15 protein-coding genes and 3 tRNA genes are annotated in these 16154 nt (G+C 67.7%); 7 read left to right on the forward strand and 11 right to left on the reverse strand.

The annotated features are described in order from the left end of the window. The 3 genes from Q0053_RS01590 to Q0053_RS01600 all read right to left on the reverse strand — a co-directional run. On the reverse strand, window positions 1-119 hold a 119-nt coding region (locus tag Q0053_RS01590), incomplete at its 3' end, for a GTP-binding protein (protein ID WP_293345763.1). 49 nt (window positions 120-168) lie between these two features. Further along, window positions 169-242: transfer RNA gene (locus Q0053_RS01595), tRNA-Gly, on the reverse strand. A 76-nt stretch (window positions 243-318) separates the two neighbouring features. Continuing rightward, a tRNA-Tyr gene (locus Q0053_RS01600) sits at window positions 319-402 on the reverse strand. 146 nt (window positions 403-548) lie between these two features. On the opposite strand from Q0053_RS01600, the gene rlmB reads away from it, so the two are divergent. Both rlmB and Q0053_RS01610 read left to right on the forward strand, forming a co-directional pair. After that, the gene (gene rlmB, locus Q0053_RS01605) at window positions 549-1466 is read left to right on the forward strand and encodes a 23S rRNA (guanosine(2251)-2'-O)-methyltransferase RlmB (RefSeq protein WP_298095091.1); all 918 of its coding nucleotides are present in this window, start codon (window positions 549-551) and stop codon (window positions 1464-1466) included. A 55-nt stretch (window positions 1467-1521) separates the two neighbouring features. Further along, on the forward strand, window positions 1522-2358 hold the full coding sequence (locus Q0053_RS01610) for a TerC family protein (RefSeq protein ID WP_298095095.1): 837 nt from the start codon (window positions 1522-1524) through the stop codon (window positions 2356-2358). Here Q0053_RS01610 and Q0053_RS01615 read toward each other — a convergent pair. From Q0053_RS01615 to Q0053_RS01625, 3 genes are all read right to left on the reverse strand, one after another. Further along, window positions 2315-2863: a hypothetical protein gene (locus Q0053_RS01615; RefSeq protein WP_298095098.1), complete on the reverse strand. Its 549-nt coding sequence runs from the start codon at window positions 2861-2863 to the stop codon at window positions 2315-2317. The two genes, Q0053_RS01610 and Q0053_RS01615, sit on opposite strands and share 44 nt — an antisense overlap. 2 nt (window positions 2864-2865) lie before the next feature. After that, on the reverse strand, window positions 2866-4572 hold the full coding sequence (gene metG, locus Q0053_RS01620; RefSeq protein WP_298095101.1) for a methionine--tRNA ligase: 1707 nt from the start codon (window positions 4570-4572) through the stop codon (window positions 2866-2868). A gap of 91 nt (window positions 4573-4663) precedes the next feature. Then, window positions 4664-6025: an MATE family efflux transporter gene (locus tag Q0053_RS01625; protein ID WP_298095104.1), complete on the reverse strand. Its 1362-nt coding sequence runs from the start codon at window positions 6023-6025 to the stop codon at window positions 4664-4666. A gap of 347 nt (window positions 6026-6372) precedes the next feature. Here Q0053_RS01625 and Q0053_RS01630 point away from each other — a divergent pair, with 347 nt between their 5' ends. Further along, window positions 6373-7980 (forward strand): carboxyl transferase domain-containing protein, encoded by a 1608-nt coding sequence (locus Q0053_RS01630; protein ID WP_298095107.1) that lies wholly within the window; start codon window positions 6373-6375, stop codon window positions 7978-7980. Here the strand turns inward: Q0053_RS01630 and Q0053_RS01635 are convergent. Then, window positions 7970-8293 carry a hypothetical protein gene (locus Q0053_RS01635; protein WP_298095110.1) on the reverse strand — a complete coding sequence of 108 codons (324 nt, stop codon included), beginning with the start codon at window positions 8291-8293 and terminating at the stop codon, window positions 7970-7972. The genes Q0053_RS01630 and Q0053_RS01635 overlap by 11 nt on opposite strands. 152 nt (window positions 8294-8445) lie before the next feature. Between Q0053_RS01635 and Q0053_RS01640 the strand changes: the two genes are divergently transcribed. The 4 genes from Q0053_RS01640 to Q0053_RS01655 all read left to right on the forward strand — a co-directional run bounded on the left by Q0053_RS01640 (window position 8446) and on the right by Q0053_RS01655 (window position 13731). Next, complete coding sequence (locus Q0053_RS01640) at window positions 8446-9345, forward strand: enoyl-CoA hydratase-related protein (RefSeq protein WP_298095112.1); 900 nt, start codon at window positions 8446-8448, stop codon at window positions 9343-9345. A gap of 154 nt (window positions 9346-9499) precedes the next feature. Continuing rightward, window positions 9500-11410, forward strand: a complete 1911-nt coding sequence (locus Q0053_RS01645) for an acetyl/propionyl/methylcrotonyl-CoA carboxylase subunit alpha (RefSeq protein ID WP_298095114.1) — start codon at window positions 9500-9502, stop codon at window positions 11408-11410. An 11-nt stretch (window positions 11411-11421) separates the two neighbouring features. Next, complete coding sequence (locus Q0053_RS01650) at window positions 11422-11808, forward strand: DUF1489 domain-containing protein (RefSeq protein ID WP_298095116.1); 387 nt, start codon at window positions 11422-11424, stop codon at window positions 11806-11808. A gap of 153 nt (window positions 11809-11961) precedes the next feature. Further along, window positions 11962-13731: a patatin-like phospholipase family protein gene (locus Q0053_RS01655; RefSeq protein WP_298095119.1), complete on the forward strand. Its 1770-nt coding sequence runs from the start codon at window positions 11962-11964 to the stop codon at window positions 13729-13731. Between the two features lie 62 nt (window positions 13732-13793). Here the strand turns inward: Q0053_RS01655 and Q0053_RS01660 are convergent. The 4 genes from Q0053_RS01660 to exbB all read right to left on the reverse strand — a co-directional run bounded on the left by Q0053_RS01660 (window position 13794) and on the right by exbB (window position 16108). Next, a tRNA-His gene (locus Q0053_RS01660) sits at window positions 13794-13870 on the reverse strand. A 179-nt stretch (window positions 13871-14049) separates the two neighbouring features. Then, window positions 14050-14769, reverse strand: a complete 720-nt coding sequence (locus Q0053_RS01665; RefSeq protein ID WP_298095123.1) for an energy transducer TonB — start codon at window positions 14767-14769, stop codon at window positions 14050-14052. Window positions 14770-14783: 14 nt separating this feature from the next. After that, window positions 14784-15221 (reverse strand): biopolymer transporter ExbD, encoded by a 438-nt coding sequence (locus tag Q0053_RS01670; RefSeq protein ID WP_298095125.1) that lies wholly within the window; start codon window positions 15219-15221, stop codon window positions 14784-14786. 5 nt (window positions 15222-15226) lie between these two features. Next, on the reverse strand, window positions 15227-16108 hold the full coding sequence (exbB, locus tag Q0053_RS01675) for a tonB-system energizer ExbB (protein ID WP_298095128.1): 882 nt from the start codon (window positions 16106-16108) through the stop codon (window positions 15227-15229). Window positions 16109-16154 lie beyond the last annotated feature (46 nt).

Raw genomic sequence — 16154 nt, forward strand, 5'->3', positions numbered from 1 at the left:
CCGGCCTTCGCCAGCGTCATCGTGATCGCCGCCGTCAGCGTCGTCTTGCCGTGGTCAACGTGACCAATCGTGCCGATGTTGCAGTGCGGCTTGTTACGTTCGAACTTTTCCTTGGCCATGGCCAAAACTCCTGTGGCCCGGAAGGGGGCGGGTGGATCATCGAAATTCTGGAGCGGGTAGACGGAATCGAACCGACATATTCAGCTTGGAAGGCTGCTGTACTACCATTGTACTATACCCGCGCGGAGACGGCCTCGGGCCCGAAAGCCTTCGACCGCCGACCCGATATGGGGTCCGGACCGTCGTTTCGAAACCGCGTGGTGGGGGAAGCAGGACTCGAACCTGCGAAGCTTACGCAGGGGATTTACAGTCCCCCCCCTTTGCCGCTCGGGACATTCCCCCAGCGCGTTCTCGAACCGTCGGACCGATGCGCCGGCAACCTTTCGGTCGTCGAAACAACAAAAGCTCTCGGTGTCCCGCGTCGCCTGGTTTAGGAGGGGCGCCAGACCCGAAAGCCCTCTGGGCTCCAAATCGGAGGGCGTCTTATAGTGTCGAGAAATCCAGAACGCAACGACCGGAAATCGGGCAAAAAGCCGGTCTTCGGGGACCGGTCCGCGACCCGTCCGGGCGGCTCCGGAGGGGGTGGCAAGGGCCCCTCTGCGGGCGGTCCCGACCGCGGCGGCTGGAACCCCAATCCCAAGCCGAAAGCCTTCTCTGATTCCGCGCCGCGCCCGTCGCGTGCCAAGGCGGACGCCGACAATTTCGTCTGGGGCCGCCATCCGGTCATCGCCGCCCTGGCCAATCCGGCCCGCAAGGGCATGGGCCGTCTGCTGGCGACCGCCGACCGTGCCGCCGAGCTTGAGCGGGACAAACTGGCCAACGGGCACAGGATCGAAATCATCGAGGCCCAGGCCCTGGACCGGATGCTGCCGCCCGGCGCGGTGCATCAGGGTCTGGCCTTCAAGGTCCAGCCGCTGGAAGGTGTGGCGCTGGCGGACATCGCCGGGGACGGCGGCGTCATTGTCATGCTGGACCAGCTGACCGATCCCCAGAACGTCGGGGCCATCTTCCGTTCGGCCCTGGCCTTCGGCGCGAAAGGCATCGTCGTGCAGGACCGCCACTCACCCGCCCTCGCCGGGGCCCTGGCCAAGGCCTCGGCAGGGGCCACAGAACGTCTGCCCTGCGCCCGCGTGACCAATCTCAGCCGGGCGCTTGAAACCCTCGCCGACATGGGCTGGCGGGCCGTCGGCCTCGACGGCTCGGCCGAGCTGACGCTGGAACAGGCCCTCGACGACCGCCCGACCGTCCTGGTCATGGGCTCGGAAGGCGACGGCATTCGCCGGCTGGTGGCGGAGCATTGCGATGTGCTGGCGAAGATTCCGATGCCCGGCGGGTTCGAGAGCCTCAACGTCTCGAATGCCGCCGCTGTGGCCCTTTATGAGGCCAACCGGAAGCAGCGGTCGTGACCGCCTTGCCGATCATCGCTTGATCCTGCCCCACCCCCTGCCCTAGACGCGCGTCATGGAATTCCTCTCGTCTCCCGAATTCGCCAGCCAGGCCGCAGCCCTCGGCCAGGTTCTGATGATCGATCTGGTGCTGGCCGGCGACAATGCCGTGGCCGTCGGCCTGGCGGCCGCCGCCCTCGCCCCCGAGCAGCGCAAGAAGGCCATCCTCATCGGCCTGGCCGCGGCCGTCATCCTGCGCATCGGCTTCGCCCTGATCACCGTGCAGCTGCTGGCCATCATCGGCCTGCTGCTCGCGGGCGGCATCCTGCTGTTGTGGGTCTGCTGGAAGATGTGGCGCGAACTGCAGGAGCAGAGGACGCACGACCAGGCCGAGGCCGAGGCCGAGCTGGAAACCGCCCTGTCCGCCCACCACGGCGGAGGCCCGCCGCCCGAGGCCCTGGGCATCCCGCGAAAGACCTTCGCCGCCGCCCTGATCCAGATCATGATCGCCGACGTCACCATGTCGCTGGACAACGTCCTGGCCGTCGCCGGTGCCGCGCATGAGCATCCCTGGATCATGGTCTTCGGCCTGGTCCTGTCGATCGCCCTGATGGGTGTGGCCGCGACCTTCATCGCCAAGCTGCTGACCAAACACCGCTGGATCGGCTACGTCGGCCTGGTCATCGTCCTCTATGTCGCCGTGCACATGATCTGGGACGGCGCGCGGTCGGTGATCGTGCGGACCGACCGGATGGACGCCTTCAACGCCTCGGCCCCGGCCTTCCTCGACATCAGCGAGAAGGAGAAGGCCAAATTCCTGAAGGGTCTGCCCGCCGAGCCTGCCTCTGAGGCACCGCCACCGGTGACGGTCACTCCGGCGGCAGCGTCCCCCAGCGGCGCATCGCCGACCTGAGCCAGTCCGGCGCAAGGGCCGGGTCGGGCTGGGGCGCGGTGATTGCCGCCGCACGCGCCTGCATATCGGCAAGGGGCGGGACGTCATTGGCCAGACGCTCGGCGTCCGTGGTCGCCGGATCGACGTCCCAGAGCCGCCAGCCGACGCCGTCGGGCACGATATTGGTGCCGTATTTCTGGGGCAGACCGGCATACATCAGCGACCGGTCCAGCGCAGCCGCCGCCAGCCAGCGCGCGCCGGTATGGCCCAGCGCCGCTGCCCGGGCGGCCAGACGGCTGCCAAGGGCGGCCTCCTCCGACAGATCGCCGTGGTTCAGGATCCAGGCGGCGGCATGGAGGGCGTCCGCATCCTCCGGCCAGCCCTCCGCCAGCAGGGCCATGACCGCTTCGCGGCGTGCCCGGTCCCGCGCTCGCAGGGCGACCCAGGCGGGCTCGCCCGCCGACACCGCGCGATCCTCGGCCTGATCCCCGGCCAGCAGCCTGACGAGGGCGGCCGACCGATCCATGGTCAGGCGTCCGCGCCGCCGAAGCGTTCGGACCACTCGGCCACCTGCGTGTCCTCGATCTTGGTGAACAGCACCCCCGCTGCCGCGACCGTCTGACCCCGCGGCAGGGCGTCCAGCAGAGGCTCATCCGCCGTCGGCCAGCTCAGGTCTGTCGCCCCGACGGCGGCCCCGATCTTCACCGCCGAATGCGGCATCACCGGCGCTGCCAGACGGGCGAACAGGGCGACCAGGTTCAGGCCGGTGCGCACGCCGACCGCCGACCGCTCGACATCGGTCTTGAAGGCCGTCCAGGGCGCGGCTTCCTGCAGATATTCATTGCCCAGCACCCAGACGGCGCGCAGGGCCACGGCGGCCTTGCGAAACTCCATCGCCTCGAACTGCGCCGTGGCCTCGGCGATGCCGGCGCGCAGGTCGGCCTCCAGCTTCACCTCCAGCGGCCCCGGCTCGCCCGCATCCGGCACGACACCGTCGAATTTGCTCTCGGCAAATTTGACGATCCGGTTGACGAAATTGCCCAGCACATCGGCCAGGTCCTTGTTGGTCGTCGACTGGAACTGCTCCCAGGTGAAGGCCGCGTCGGAATGCTCGGGCCCGTAGGCCGTCAGGTGCCAGCGCCAGTAGTCGGCGGGCAGCAGTTCCAGCGCCTGGTCCATGAAGACGCCGCGCTTCTGGCTGGTCGAGAATTTGCCGCCGTACCAGTTCAACCAGTTGAAGGCCTTGAGCGTATCCACCGTCTTCCAGGGCTCGCCCGAGCCGAGGATGGTGGCCGGGAAGCTGACGGTGTGGAAGGCGACATTGTCCTTGCCCATGAACTGGACGTAGCGGACGTCGTCCGCCCCCTCGTCCGTCCGCCACCAGTCGCGCCAGGTGGTCCCGGTCGCCTCGGCCCACTCCTCGGTCGCGCCGATGTATTCGATGGGGGCGTCGAACCAGACATAGAAGACCTTGCCCTCCATCCCCGGCCGCGGGCCGCCGTCGGGACCCACCACCGGCACACCCCATTTCAGGTCGCGGGTGATCCCCCGGTCGATCAGCCCCTCGTCGAGATGCTTCAGCGCGATCGAGCGCGCCAACGTCTGCCAGTCATGCTTCGAGCCGATCCACGCCCGGATCCGGTCCGCCAGCTTGGTCTGCAGCAGATACAGGTGCCGCGTGTCCCGGACCTCGAGATTGCGCGAGCCCGACACCGCCGAGTACGGATCGATCAGATCGGTCGGGTCCAGCAGCCGCCCGCAGTTGTCGCATTGGTCGCCCCGCGCACCGACATGGCCGCAATGCGGGCAGGTGCCCTCGACGTAGCGGTCGGGCAGGAAGCGGGCGTCGTCGACGGAATAGATCATCCGGTCGACCCGCTCCTCGATCAGGCCGTTCTTCTCCAGAACCGCGGCGAAATGCTGGGTCAGCCGCTGGTTGGGCGCGTTCGACGACCGGCCGAACCAGTCGTAGCTGAGGCCGAAGGCCTGACCCGCCGCCTTCTGGACCTCATGCTGTTCGTCGCAATAGGTGCGCACGTCCTGACCGGCGGCCGCAGCGGCCAGCTCGGCCGGTGTGCCGTGTTCGTCCGTGGCGCAGATGTAGAGCACCTCATGCCCCTGCGCCCGCTTGAACCGCGCATAGACGTCCGCCGGCAGCATCGACCCGGCGAGGTTCCCCAGATGCTTGATGCCGTTGATGTACGGCAGGGCCGAGGTGATGAGGATGCGGGACATAGAGGCCAGGGATCAGGGATGAGGGATCAGGGATTGGCCATGGTTAGTGGCGAGTGCTTGAGGACATCGCAACCCCGATGCCCCCTAATCCCTAATCCATAATCCCCAATCCCTGCGGTGCCAGCCGCCGCGCCACCCGCACGAACCGCGCCGTCAGCAGCACCGACGACACAAGGCTGGCCACGATCACGGCCCAGACCAGGCCGTTGACGCCCAGCGTATGCGCCAGCCACCAGCCGAGCGGCATCATGATCCCGCCGTAGGCGACGAAATGCATGATAGTGGGCCACCAGACGTCGCCCGCGGCCCGGTTCGCCTGGGCCGCCACCACCTGGATCCCGTCGGCCACGAAGAACAGCGTCGCCAGCACCAGAGCAGGCGCTGCGATGGCCAGCAGAACCGGATCGCGGTTATAGGCACTGACCATCAGACCCGCCGACGGCCAGACGATCACGGCCACGATCAGGGTCAGGGCCGTCACCACACCGATACCGACCAGCCCCGCCCTCAGGACGGCACGACCGTCGCCCGCGCCGTGCGCCCGGCCCACGAGCACAGCCGTCGCCGACGACATCCCCATGGGGACCATGAAGACGATGGCCGAGACATTGAGGACGATCGCCCAGGCCGCTGTTTCGTTGGTGCCGAGCTGGCCGGCGAAGAAGGTCATCGCCGCAAAGGCCGTGACCTCGATGAAATAGGAGGAGCCGCCACCATAGCCGATCTTGCGCTGCTCACGCGCCGCAGCCGGGTCGGGCCGGGGCCGCCTGAACACGCCCAGCGCCCGCGCCTCGGGCAGGCGGGCGATATAGGTCAAGAGGAAGATCGCCAGGGCCGCACGCGCGCAGAACGTCGCCCAGCAGGATGCGATCGCTCCATCCAGCCCTATCCCCAGCAGGTCCGGCACCAGCAGGAGGTTCAGCGCCAGGTTCACCCCGTTGGCGACCCACATCGCGACCATGCCCGGCTTGGGCCTGCCCAGGGCCTCCAGGAAGAACTGGGCCGCCACCGAAACCAGATAGGCGGGCATCGAAAGCGCCAGCACGATCAGTGCCGGCCCTGCCCCTTCCGCCAGTCCCGCCTCCAGATTCATCTGGCCCAGTGCCCATGGGCCGATGAAGATCAGGGCGATACAGGCCGCCACCCCGAGCTGCAGCGAATAGGCCAGCCCGCGCCGCAACACCGCTCCGACCTCTTCGCGCCGGCCCTCGCCCAGCACGCGCGCGGTCATCACCTGCACGCCGAACAGCAGGCCGACGGCCGTGACCACGATGATCGAATGGGGGGCCCAGGCCAGCGAGTGGAAGGCCAGTTCCCGGCTGGCGAAATTGCCGACCACGATCGCGTCGGTCAGACCCATGGTCATGATGCCGATGCGTGCCAGCACCACCGGCCACGCGAGTTGCAGCAGGTCCTTCAGGGTCGCGCGGGTCTGGACGTTGAAGCCGATCATGGGAGGCGGGACAGGCCATGGCACAGGTTCCGCGTCAACCGGATTTGCTTCGCGACGGCATAAGGCGGGCCATGCTCGCACAGCGCAGAGGCGGTGGCGCCGGGCTGGTTCATCACAAAGGCCACGAAGGAGGCACGAAGAACACGAAGGGGCCTGGGCACGGATCGCGCGGAGCGCCATCAAGTCCTCCACATTGGAACGCCTGCGGCGCCACTCGCTCGCTCTCTTGGTGACCTTCGTGCCTCCTTCGTGGCCTTTGTGATGAACCAGCCTCGCCGGACCCGCGTGCGTCGACCGAAGGCGCGCTCCACCTTTCCCGCGCCCGCGAACCCGCTTAAACCAGCCGCATGCCCAAGCTGACCTCCGCTATCGACCCGCACAGCCCCGCCTTCAAGGCGCTCGACGCCCACAATCGGGCCCTCCGCGACGAACTGCACGCGCGGGTGGCGAAGGCCGCGCGGGGCGGATCGGACGCCAGCCGCGACCGCCACGTCTCACGCGGCAAGCTGCTGCCCCGCGACCGGGTCGAACGGCTGCTGGACCCCGGCTCGCCCTTCCTCGAGATCGGCCAGCTGGCCGCCAACGGCATGTATGGCGATGCCAGGGACCCTGACGGCGCCCCCGGCGCGGGCATGATCTGCGGCATCGGCCGGGTCTCGGGCCGCGAGGTCATGATCGTCGCCAATGACCCGACGGTGAAGGGCGGCGCCTATTTCCCGATGACGGTGAAAAAGCACCTGCGGGCCCAGGAGATCGCCGAGCAGAACCGCCTGCCCTGCGTCTATCTGGTCGATTCCGGCGGGGCCAACCTGCCTCACCAGGCCGAGGTCTTCCCGGACCGCGACCATTTCGGTCGCATCTTCTTCAACCAGGCGCGGATGTCGGCTAAGTCGATCCCCCAGATCGCCTGTGTGATGGGCTCCTGCACCGCCGGCGGCGCCTATGTCCCGGCCATGTCGGACGAGAGCGTCATCGTCCGCAACCAGGGCACCATCTTCCTGGCCGGCCCGCCGCTGGTGAAGGCCGCCACGGGCGAGGTCATCTCGGCCGAGGAGCTGGGCGGGTCCGAGACCCATGGCCGCAGGTCCGGCGTCGTCGACTATGTCGCCGAGAATGACGAACACGCGCTCGAGATCGTCCGCACCATCGTCGACAGTCTGAACACGGTGAAGTCGGTCGAGATGGACGTCCGTGAACCCCGCCCCCCCGCCTTCGACGCCGGGGAGCTGTACGGCCTGATCCCCGACGATGTCCGCGCCCCCTATGACGTGCGCGAGGTCATCGCACGGCTGGTCGACGGCTCGGAGTTCGACGAGTTCAAGGCCCTGTACGGCACCACCCTGGTCTGCGGCTTCGCCCGCATCTGGGGTTATCCGGTCGCCATCCTGGCCAACAACGGCGTGCTGTTCTCCGAGAGCGCCCTCAAGGGGGCCCATTTCATCGAACTGGCCTGCAAGCGGAAGATCCCGCTGGTCTTCCTGCAGAACATCTCGGGCTTCATGGTCGGCGGCAAATACGAGGCCGAGGGCATCGCCAAGAACGGGGCCAAGCTGGTCACCGCCGTCTCCTCGGCCGAGGTGCCCAAATTCACCGTCCTGATCGGCGGCAGCTTCGGGGCCGGCAACTACGGCATGTGCGGCCGCGCCTTCGCCCCGCGCTTCCTGTTCACCTGGCCCAACAGCCGGATCAGCGTCATGGGCGGCGAGCAGGCTGCGGCCGTCCTGGCCACCGTCCACCGCGACGCCGACAGCTGGACCCCGGACCAGGCCGAGGCCTTCAAGGCCCCGATCCGTCAGAAATACGAGGATGAAGGCAGTCCCTGGTACGCCACCGCCCGCCTCTGGGACGACGGCGTCATCGACCCGGTTCAGACGCGCGATGTGCTGGGACTGGCCATCTCGGCCAGCCTGAACGCCCCGATCCCGGAGACGACGTTCGGCGTGTTCAGAATGTAATCGTCGGCCGCACCGGCTCGTCCAGCGCCCAGCGGTAGGAGTCCGGGCCGAGCGGCAGGTCGAACAGGCGCGGCGCTTCGCTGTCCGGGGTCGGGTTCCTGTGCAGTTCGAAAGCCGACAGCAGGGCGCGACGGGTGCGTTCCGCGGCCGGACCCTGGACGCCCCTGCTCTGCAGGATGCGCCCGATGACCACATCGCGATGCGCAGCCCCGCCCTGGGCCCTGAGCTGCTCGCGAATCTCGGCGGCCAGTTTCGACTTGGCCGGCGTCAGCCGGGCCGGGTTGCGATGGCGGGGGGCGGATGCCTGCGACATGCGGAGATTTCGTCCCTGGGACGACCCTGATTAACCTTTCAGTCATCAAAACGAACCGCGTTCTCCTGTCAAGATAACTGTGATCTTTGAGGCAGAGCAATGCGATTTGCCGGGTGATGCGTTAGAGACGCACAGCCTCAAGAGGACCTGCCATGAGCCAGCCGACCGACGCCGAATTGAACGCCCTCGACATCACCCCGGGCGAGGCCGCCGAGATCAACGCGATCGCCCATCCGCTGCTGACCGATCCGGCACCGGACGCCAATGACGATCTGGTCCGGATCGACTCCACCGCTGACGGTGTGGTCTTCATCACCATCAACCGTCCGGACCGGCGCAACGCCTTCGATGCGCCGACCATCGCCGCCCTCTATGAGGCCTTCGAGACCCTGCAGGGCGCGGACCATGTGCGCGTGGTCTTCATCCGTGGGGCCGGCGGGACGTTCAGCGCCGGGGCCGACCTGGCCTGGATGGCCGACGCCGTCCGCTGGTCCGAAAGCGACAACCGCGACGACGCCATGGGGCTGGCGAAGATGCTCAAGGCCCTGCACGAGATCCCGGCCCTGACCTGCGCCATCGTCGAGGGCGCGGCCATGGGCGGCGGGGCGGGCATCGTCGCGGCCTGCGACATGGCCGTGGCGGTCAAGGGAACCAAATTCGCCTTCTCCGAGGTCAAACTGGGCCTGATCCCGGCGACCATCGCCCCCTATGTCATCGAGGCCCTGGGGGCCCGCACGGCACGCGCCCTGTTCATGACCGCAGACCTGTTCGACGCAGACGCGGCCATGGGTTTCGGCCTGGTCGGCCAGGTGCTGGACAGCGCCGACCAGATCGACGGCTTCATCGCCGGCTTCACCGACCGCATGAAGGCCTGTGCACCGGGCGCCGTCGGCGACGCAAAGCGGCTGGTGAACCATGTCACCGGCCAGCGTATCGACCACGGCCTGATGGAAGAGACCGCCAAACGCATCGCCCGCGCCCGCGTCTCGCCCGAGGGCCAGGAGGGCGTCAACGCCTTCCTGGAGAAGCGCAAGCCGCGCTGGGCGGAGTAGAAGAAGTGGCTGGTGATTAGTGGCTAGTGGCTAGTGGCCAACGATGGCCGCGACGTTTCGAGCGAAGAAACACACCGTCAGTCGCGGCCGGCCATGTGCCAGCCGCCCACTAGCCACTAGCCACTAGCCACTAGCCACCTCTACAACCGTTCCCATGTTCACCTCCGTCCTGGTCGCCAATCGTGGCGAGATCGCCTGTCGCGTGTTCCGCACCGCCCGCCGCATGGGCATCCGGACTATCGCCGTCTATTCCGAGGCCGATGCGAAGGCCCTGCATGTCCGCGAGGCCGATGAGGCCGTCCTGATCGGCCCGGCCCCGGCGCGCGAGTCCTATCTGGACGCGGCGAAGGTGCTCGCCGCCGCCAGGGCCACGGGCGCCGAGGCTATCCATCCCGGCTACGGCTTCCTGTCCGAGAATGCCGACTTCGCCGAGGCCGTCATGGCCGCCGGCCTGGTCTGGATCGGCCCGCCGCCCGCCGCCATCCGCGCCATGGGGCTGAAGGATGCTGCCAAATCCCTGATGATCGCGGCCGGCGTGCCCGTCACCCCCGGCTATCTCGGTGAGGACCAGTCGCTGGCCCGCCTGCAGACCGAGGCCGACGCCATCGGCTATCCGGTGCTGATCAAGGCTGTCGCCGGCGGCGGCGGCAAGGGGATGAAGAAGGTCGACCGGGCCGAGGATTTCGCCGACGGCCTCGCCTCGGCCCAGCGCGAGGGCCAGTCCTCCTTCGGCGACCCCCGCGTCCTGATCGAGAAATACATCACCCGCCCGCGCCACATCGAGGTGCAGGTGTTCGGGGACACGCACGGCACCGTCGTCCATCTGTATGAGCGCGACTGCTCCCTGCAGCGCCGCCACCAGAAGGTGATCGAGGAGGCCCCCGCCCCCGGCATGGACGCCGCCACCCGCAAGGCCGTCACCGACGCCGCCATCAAGGCCGCGAAGGCCGTGAACTACGAGGGCGCCGGCACCATCGAATTCATCGCCGACGCCTCGGAAGGGCTGAAGGCCGACCGCATCTGGTTCATGGAGATGAACACCCGGCTGCAGGTCGAACATCCGGTCACCGAGGCCGTCACCGGTGTCGATCTGGTCGAATGGCAGTTCCGCGTCGCCGCCGGCGAGCCCATGCCGCTGAAACAGGACGAGATCGGGCTGAACGGCTGGGCCATGGAGGCCCGCCTCTATGCCGAGGACCCCGCCAACGGCTTCCTGCCGAGCATTGGGCGGCTGGAGCATTTCAAACTGCCCAACTACCGCCGCCTCCGGATCGACACCGGCGTCGAGCAAGGCGGCGAGGTCAGTCAGTTCTACGATCCGATGATCGCCAAGCTGATCGTGCATCGCAGCACGCGGACGGAGGCGGCGGACGCACTCGCGTCTGTCTGCGCCGAAGTTGAGGTCTGGCCGGTCAGGACGAATGCAGGGTTTCTGGTGCGATGCCTGAAACACCCGCGGTTCGTTTCCGGCGACGTGGATACGGGGTTCATCGGAGCGGAAGAGCAGAGCCTCGTCGTCACCGAACCATCAGAAACGCTCCTCGCGGAAGTGGCCAACCACGCCCTGGATCGCGACCCGCCCGGCAACGAGAGAAGTTCAGCCTGGTCTTCCCTGGCTGGAGCCAAGGGATTCCGGCTCAACGCCAAACCGCGCACGGCGGTGCAGCTGTGGACCGCTGCGGGTGCTCAGGAGGTTCATCCGGCTGAAGCCGCAAAGTATCTGCGAACCACCATCCTGACGGGTTCTTCAATCGTAGGCTTTGAGCGAGGCGGCGCCTTCGAGTTCTTCGACCGGCCGCCGCTGTCCGGCAGCGGCGGTACCGGCCCCGCCTCCGACGGCGCCCTCCGCGCCCCCATGCCCGGCAAGATCGTCGCCACCCCCGCCAAACCCGGCGACACCGTCACCAAAGGCCAGCCCGTCGTGGTGCTGGAGGCCATGAAGATGGAGCACGCCCTCGTCGCCCCCTTCGACGGCGTGGTCGGCGAGATCGGCGTCTCGGTCGGCGATCAGGTGGCGGCGGATGCGGTGCTGGCGACCGTCGAGGCGAACGCTTCGCCTCAATGACGTCGCTCCACATGATCAAGCTCTGCGTCGGCGTCGCCAGGGTGGAGACGCTGGAGCGCCGTGCCGCCAAGGGCGAGTGGCTGACCGTCCACACCCGCATGACCCCCAAGCGCGCGGCGGAGCTGGAAGACGGCGGTTCACTCTACTGGGTGATGAAGGGTTCGGTGACCTGCCGGATGCCGATCCTCGACATCGTCACCCGGGGCGAGGGCAAGGCCTCGATGTGCCACATCACCCTGTCGCCCGAGGTCATCCGCACCGCCCCCCAGGCCCGCCGCCCCTTCCAGGGCTGGCGCTATCTGGAACCCAAGGACGCCCCGCCCGACCTGTCGACCCTCGATGCGGGCGAGGTGCCGGAGGATCTGGCCAAGCGGTTGCGGGAGATGGGGGCGTGGTAGGGGTCGTAGGGCTTAGGGCTTAGGGCTTATAGGGATTAGGGATTAGGGATTAGGGGCGCTTGCTGCGACGATTGCAGCTCGTAAGTTCGACTTCCCCGCCATCAGCCCCACATCCTGATCCCTAATCCCTAATCCCTAATCCCTACGCCCCCCATGCCCTCCCCCCGCTCCGACCGGCTGGAAGACGCCCTGCATCGTATCTTCGAGGGCGGAAAGACCACGCGTGCCAGCTGGTTCGCCCTGACCGGCGGCGAGACCCTGTTCGCCGAGGGCGACGCCGCCGATACCCTCTATCTGCTGCGCAGCGGCCGTCTGGGCGTGTTCCGCCGCGATCACGGCGAGGCCCGGCCGCCCCAGTTCGTCGGCGTCATCCGGCCCGGTGAGCCCGCCGGCGAAATGGCCATGCTGGCCGGGACCGAACACACCGCCGACGTCGTCGCCCTGCGCGACTGCGAGGTTCTGGCCCTGCCCCGCGACGCCTTCTTCGAGGCCGCGCGGACCGAGCCGGACCTGATGGTCGAGCTGTCCCGGCTGATGATCCAGCGCGCCCGCGACCGACGCTCCGGCGGCGGCGAGCCCAGCGTGTTCGGCTTCATATCGGCCCGCCCTCGCCCGATCCGCGCCTTCGTCGAGCGGATCGCCGCAGCGATAGAGGCGGAAGGCTTCACCTGCCAGGTCATCGACCAGACCGCCCTCGCCTCGGCCGCCGAGTGGTTCAGCCGGGTCGAGGACGCCCACGACTTCGTCCTCTATGTCGCCGAAATGGAGGAGGCCGCCTGGGCCGCCCTCTGCGCACGGCAGGTCGACCGGCTGTTCGTGGTCGGCAACAGCCTGATGGCCCCGCCCAACCGGCCCATGCCGCATGCGGGCGTGCTGGACGCCCAGCGCCGCACCGACCTCATCCTGCTGCGCGAACCCCATATGGCCCGGCCGGCCAATACGGCGGTCTGGCTCGACTCCATCCAGCCCGGCCGCTGGTTCCAGGCGGTCGAGGGGGACAAGGCCGACGCCGATCGCATGGCACGCGTCATCACCGGCTCGGCCGTCGGGGTCGTCATGTCGGGCGGCGGCGCCCGGGCCTATGCCCATCTCGGCGCGCTCAGAGCCCTGCATGAGGCAGGGGTGCCGATCGATTTCGTCGGCGGCTCGTCGATGGGTGCGGTGATCGCTGCCGGTCCGGCGATGGGCTGGTCGCAGGAAGAGCTGGAAGCCCGCATCCACAAATCCTTCGTCGAGAGCGATCCGCTTTCGGACCTGGCCTTCCCGATCCTGGCCATGACCCGGGCCAGGAAGGTCGATCGCCTGCTGTTCGAGGCCTATGGCGAGACCGATCTCGCCGATCTGGTGATCCCGTTCTTTGCGGTCTCGACCAATCTGACCAGCGGCCGGATCGAGGTTCACAGGCGGGGCCTGATGCGCCGCGCCATGCGGGCCTCGATCGCCATTCCCGGCCTGCTGCCACCCATCGTCATCGACGGTCAGGTGCTCGTCGACGGCGCCGTCCTGAAGAACCTGCCGACCGAGGTCATGCGCCAGATGCACAGCGGCCCGATCATCGGCGTCGACATGTCCGAGGCCCGCGGCGTCGATCCTGACCTGATCGAGCACCCGCCGTCGATCTGGCGGCTGATCGTGACCGGCGCCTGGCGACGCGGTCCGCCCATCGTCTCCATCCTGATGCGCTCGGCCACCCTGACCACGGATGCCGATATCGAGAGTTCGCGCGCGGCCACGGATCTGTTGATCCAGCCGACGCCGGACCGGCTGGATATCCGCGACTGGAAGGGTTTCGACGTCGGCGTCGCCGCCGGCTATCTGGCGGCCTCGGAGGCGCTCGCCAGGCTTGATGGGCCCGTGACCGGCCTCCGGCGAAGACATCCGGGCGCCGACATCCCACCATCCCCGGCTGACCCTCAAGCATAAGGCCCGGGGCTTCGGCAGGCCACCCCGGTCCGGGGTGCCTCAGGCTGACGACTGATGGAAGATGGTACCGCCTCTCAGGCTTGAACTGAGGACCTCCGGCTCCACAAACCGGCGCTCTAACCAACTGAGCTAAGGCGGCGCACTCTCGCGAGCGGCGTGTCTAGCGGGGTCTCGGGCGCCGATCAAGACGGATATGGGATTGTGCCCGTCTGTCGTCAGGACGCCCCGTCGCCTGCCCTGCCGTTCCAGCCGCGCCCCCAAAAGAAAACGCCCCGGAGGCGGACCTCCGGGGCGCTGACTTGTTCTGGATCTGTCGGATCACTCCGGCGGAGGCGGACGGAACCGGACGGTCCATTCCACCCGGGCACCGACAGCGGCACCGTCAACCGTACCCGGAGTCACCCGCGAGCGGCGGGCGGCTGCGAGGGCGGCGGCACCGAAGCCCATGCCTTCCGGATCTTCCGAGACCACCCGACAATCCGTCAGGCTGCCACTCGGTTGCAGACCACAGCTGACGCGGACCGAGGAGATACCCTCGACGCCACGGGCGGCTGCCCGCTCCGGATATTCCGGAAGAACCTGGCGACCCCAGCTCGGGTTCGTCACGACCGAAGGACGCGGCGGAGGCGGAGCCGGCGGCGGCGGCGGACCGGGGACGATAACCGGGGGACCACGGTACTCGACACGGTCTTCCTTCTTCGTCGGCTCGATCGGCAGGGTCATCGGCGGCGGCGGCGCGTTCGGCACCGCGACCGGGGGACGCACCTGCAGCTTGGGCGGCGGGGGCGTGTCCGGCGGAGGCGGCGGCGGCGGCGGAGGCGGCGGCGGGATGGGCTCAATCAGCTCCACATCCACCGACTCGTCCGAGTAGTTGATTTCCCGCAGCTTGAACTGGGCGTTGATGAAGTAGAACGCCAGGATCGAGAACAGGATGCTGACGACCAGGATGCTGGCCAGAAGGACGCCCGGGGGAACCCCGAACAAACCCTTGGCCTTCGGCGCATCGTATCTGGAACGGTGATATTGGATGTCTGTCATGATCTCACCGTTTCCTACTGAACGTCCGTATCTTCACCGACCAGGGCAACGCTGTAGAAGCCGTTGTCCTGCAGCGAATTCATGACCTGCATGAAGTCGCCGTAGCGGGTGCCTTTGTCCGCCCGGATAAAGATACGTTCGTCGGCCGGACTACGACGGCCGATCTGGGCCGTAAGCTCCGAACCGATCTGGTCCAGTTCGAGGGCACCGTCGCCAAGATAGGCCTGACCATCGGCGGTGATCGAAATATAGATCGGCGTCGGTGGGTTTGGAGCGAGCGGAGCAACGGCACGCGGCAGCTTCACCTCAACGGACGGTGCGGCAAGAGGGGCCGCCACCATGAAGATGATGAGCAGAACAAGCATGATATCAACGAATGGCGTAACGTTGATTTCGCTGTTCTGCTCAACCTGGTACTTGCCGCCCCCGCCGCCGGAAAGTTTGGCGGCCATCGGGCTTACGCTCCCTTGTCGAGGTTACGCGAGATGGCGTTGGTCAGCTCGGCCGAGAAACCGTCCGAACGGGTGCCGTACGCCGAGATGCGGGTGTTGAAGTAGTTGTAGAAGATAACCGCCGGGATAGCGGCGAAGAGGCCGATACCGGTGGCCAGCAGCGCCTCGGCGATACCGGGGGCGACGACGGCCAGGTTGGTCGTGTTGGTGTTCGCGATGCCGATGAAGGAGTTCATGATCCCGTAAACCGTACCGAACAGACCCACGAACGGGCCGGTCGAACCGGTCGAGGCCAGGAACTGCTGGCCACCCGAGAGGCGCTTGGCAAGGCCGGCCTGAACGGCACCGACAGCGTGCTGGGCGCGCGCCAGGGCCGAGTCAGCGTGATCGCCGGTGACCGAGAGGCCAGCCTGACGCGACAGTTCGATTTCGTCGGTCGCCGCGGCGGCCATGTCGGCCAGCGGGTTACCGTCGAACTCGTCCGACGTTGCCACCTTGCGCATGTCCGCGATGGTGCGGGCCTGGCGGAAGCTTTCGAGGAACTGGTCGGTCTTGCGGTTCAGGGCACCGAACTCGAACATCTTGATGAGGAGCAGAACCCACGAGAACACCGAGGCCAGGACGAGGCCGATCATAACGACCTTAACGACCGGGTCGGCTTCCATGAACATGCTGGCCGGGGTCAGCTTGCCGTGGCCGCCTTCTGCAGCGGGCTCGGCTTCGGCAGCCGGAGCAGCGGCGGGTGCGGCGGCGTCAGCGGCCGGAGCGGCGGCTGCGGCGGCCGGAGCGGCGGCGGGAGCATCCTGCGCGAGAACCGGCGTACCGGCCATAAGAACGCCGGCGGCGGCCATGGCCAGGAGGATGTTGGTCTTCTTGAAATCGAACATAGTTCGCCAGTTCCTGCTGTTTAGTCTGACTTGTGGAACCCAAAAG

This window comes from Brevundimonas sp. (genome assembly GCF_027487935.1).
GTDB lineage: Bacteria > Pseudomonadota > Alphaproteobacteria > Caulobacterales > Caulobacteraceae > Brevundimonas.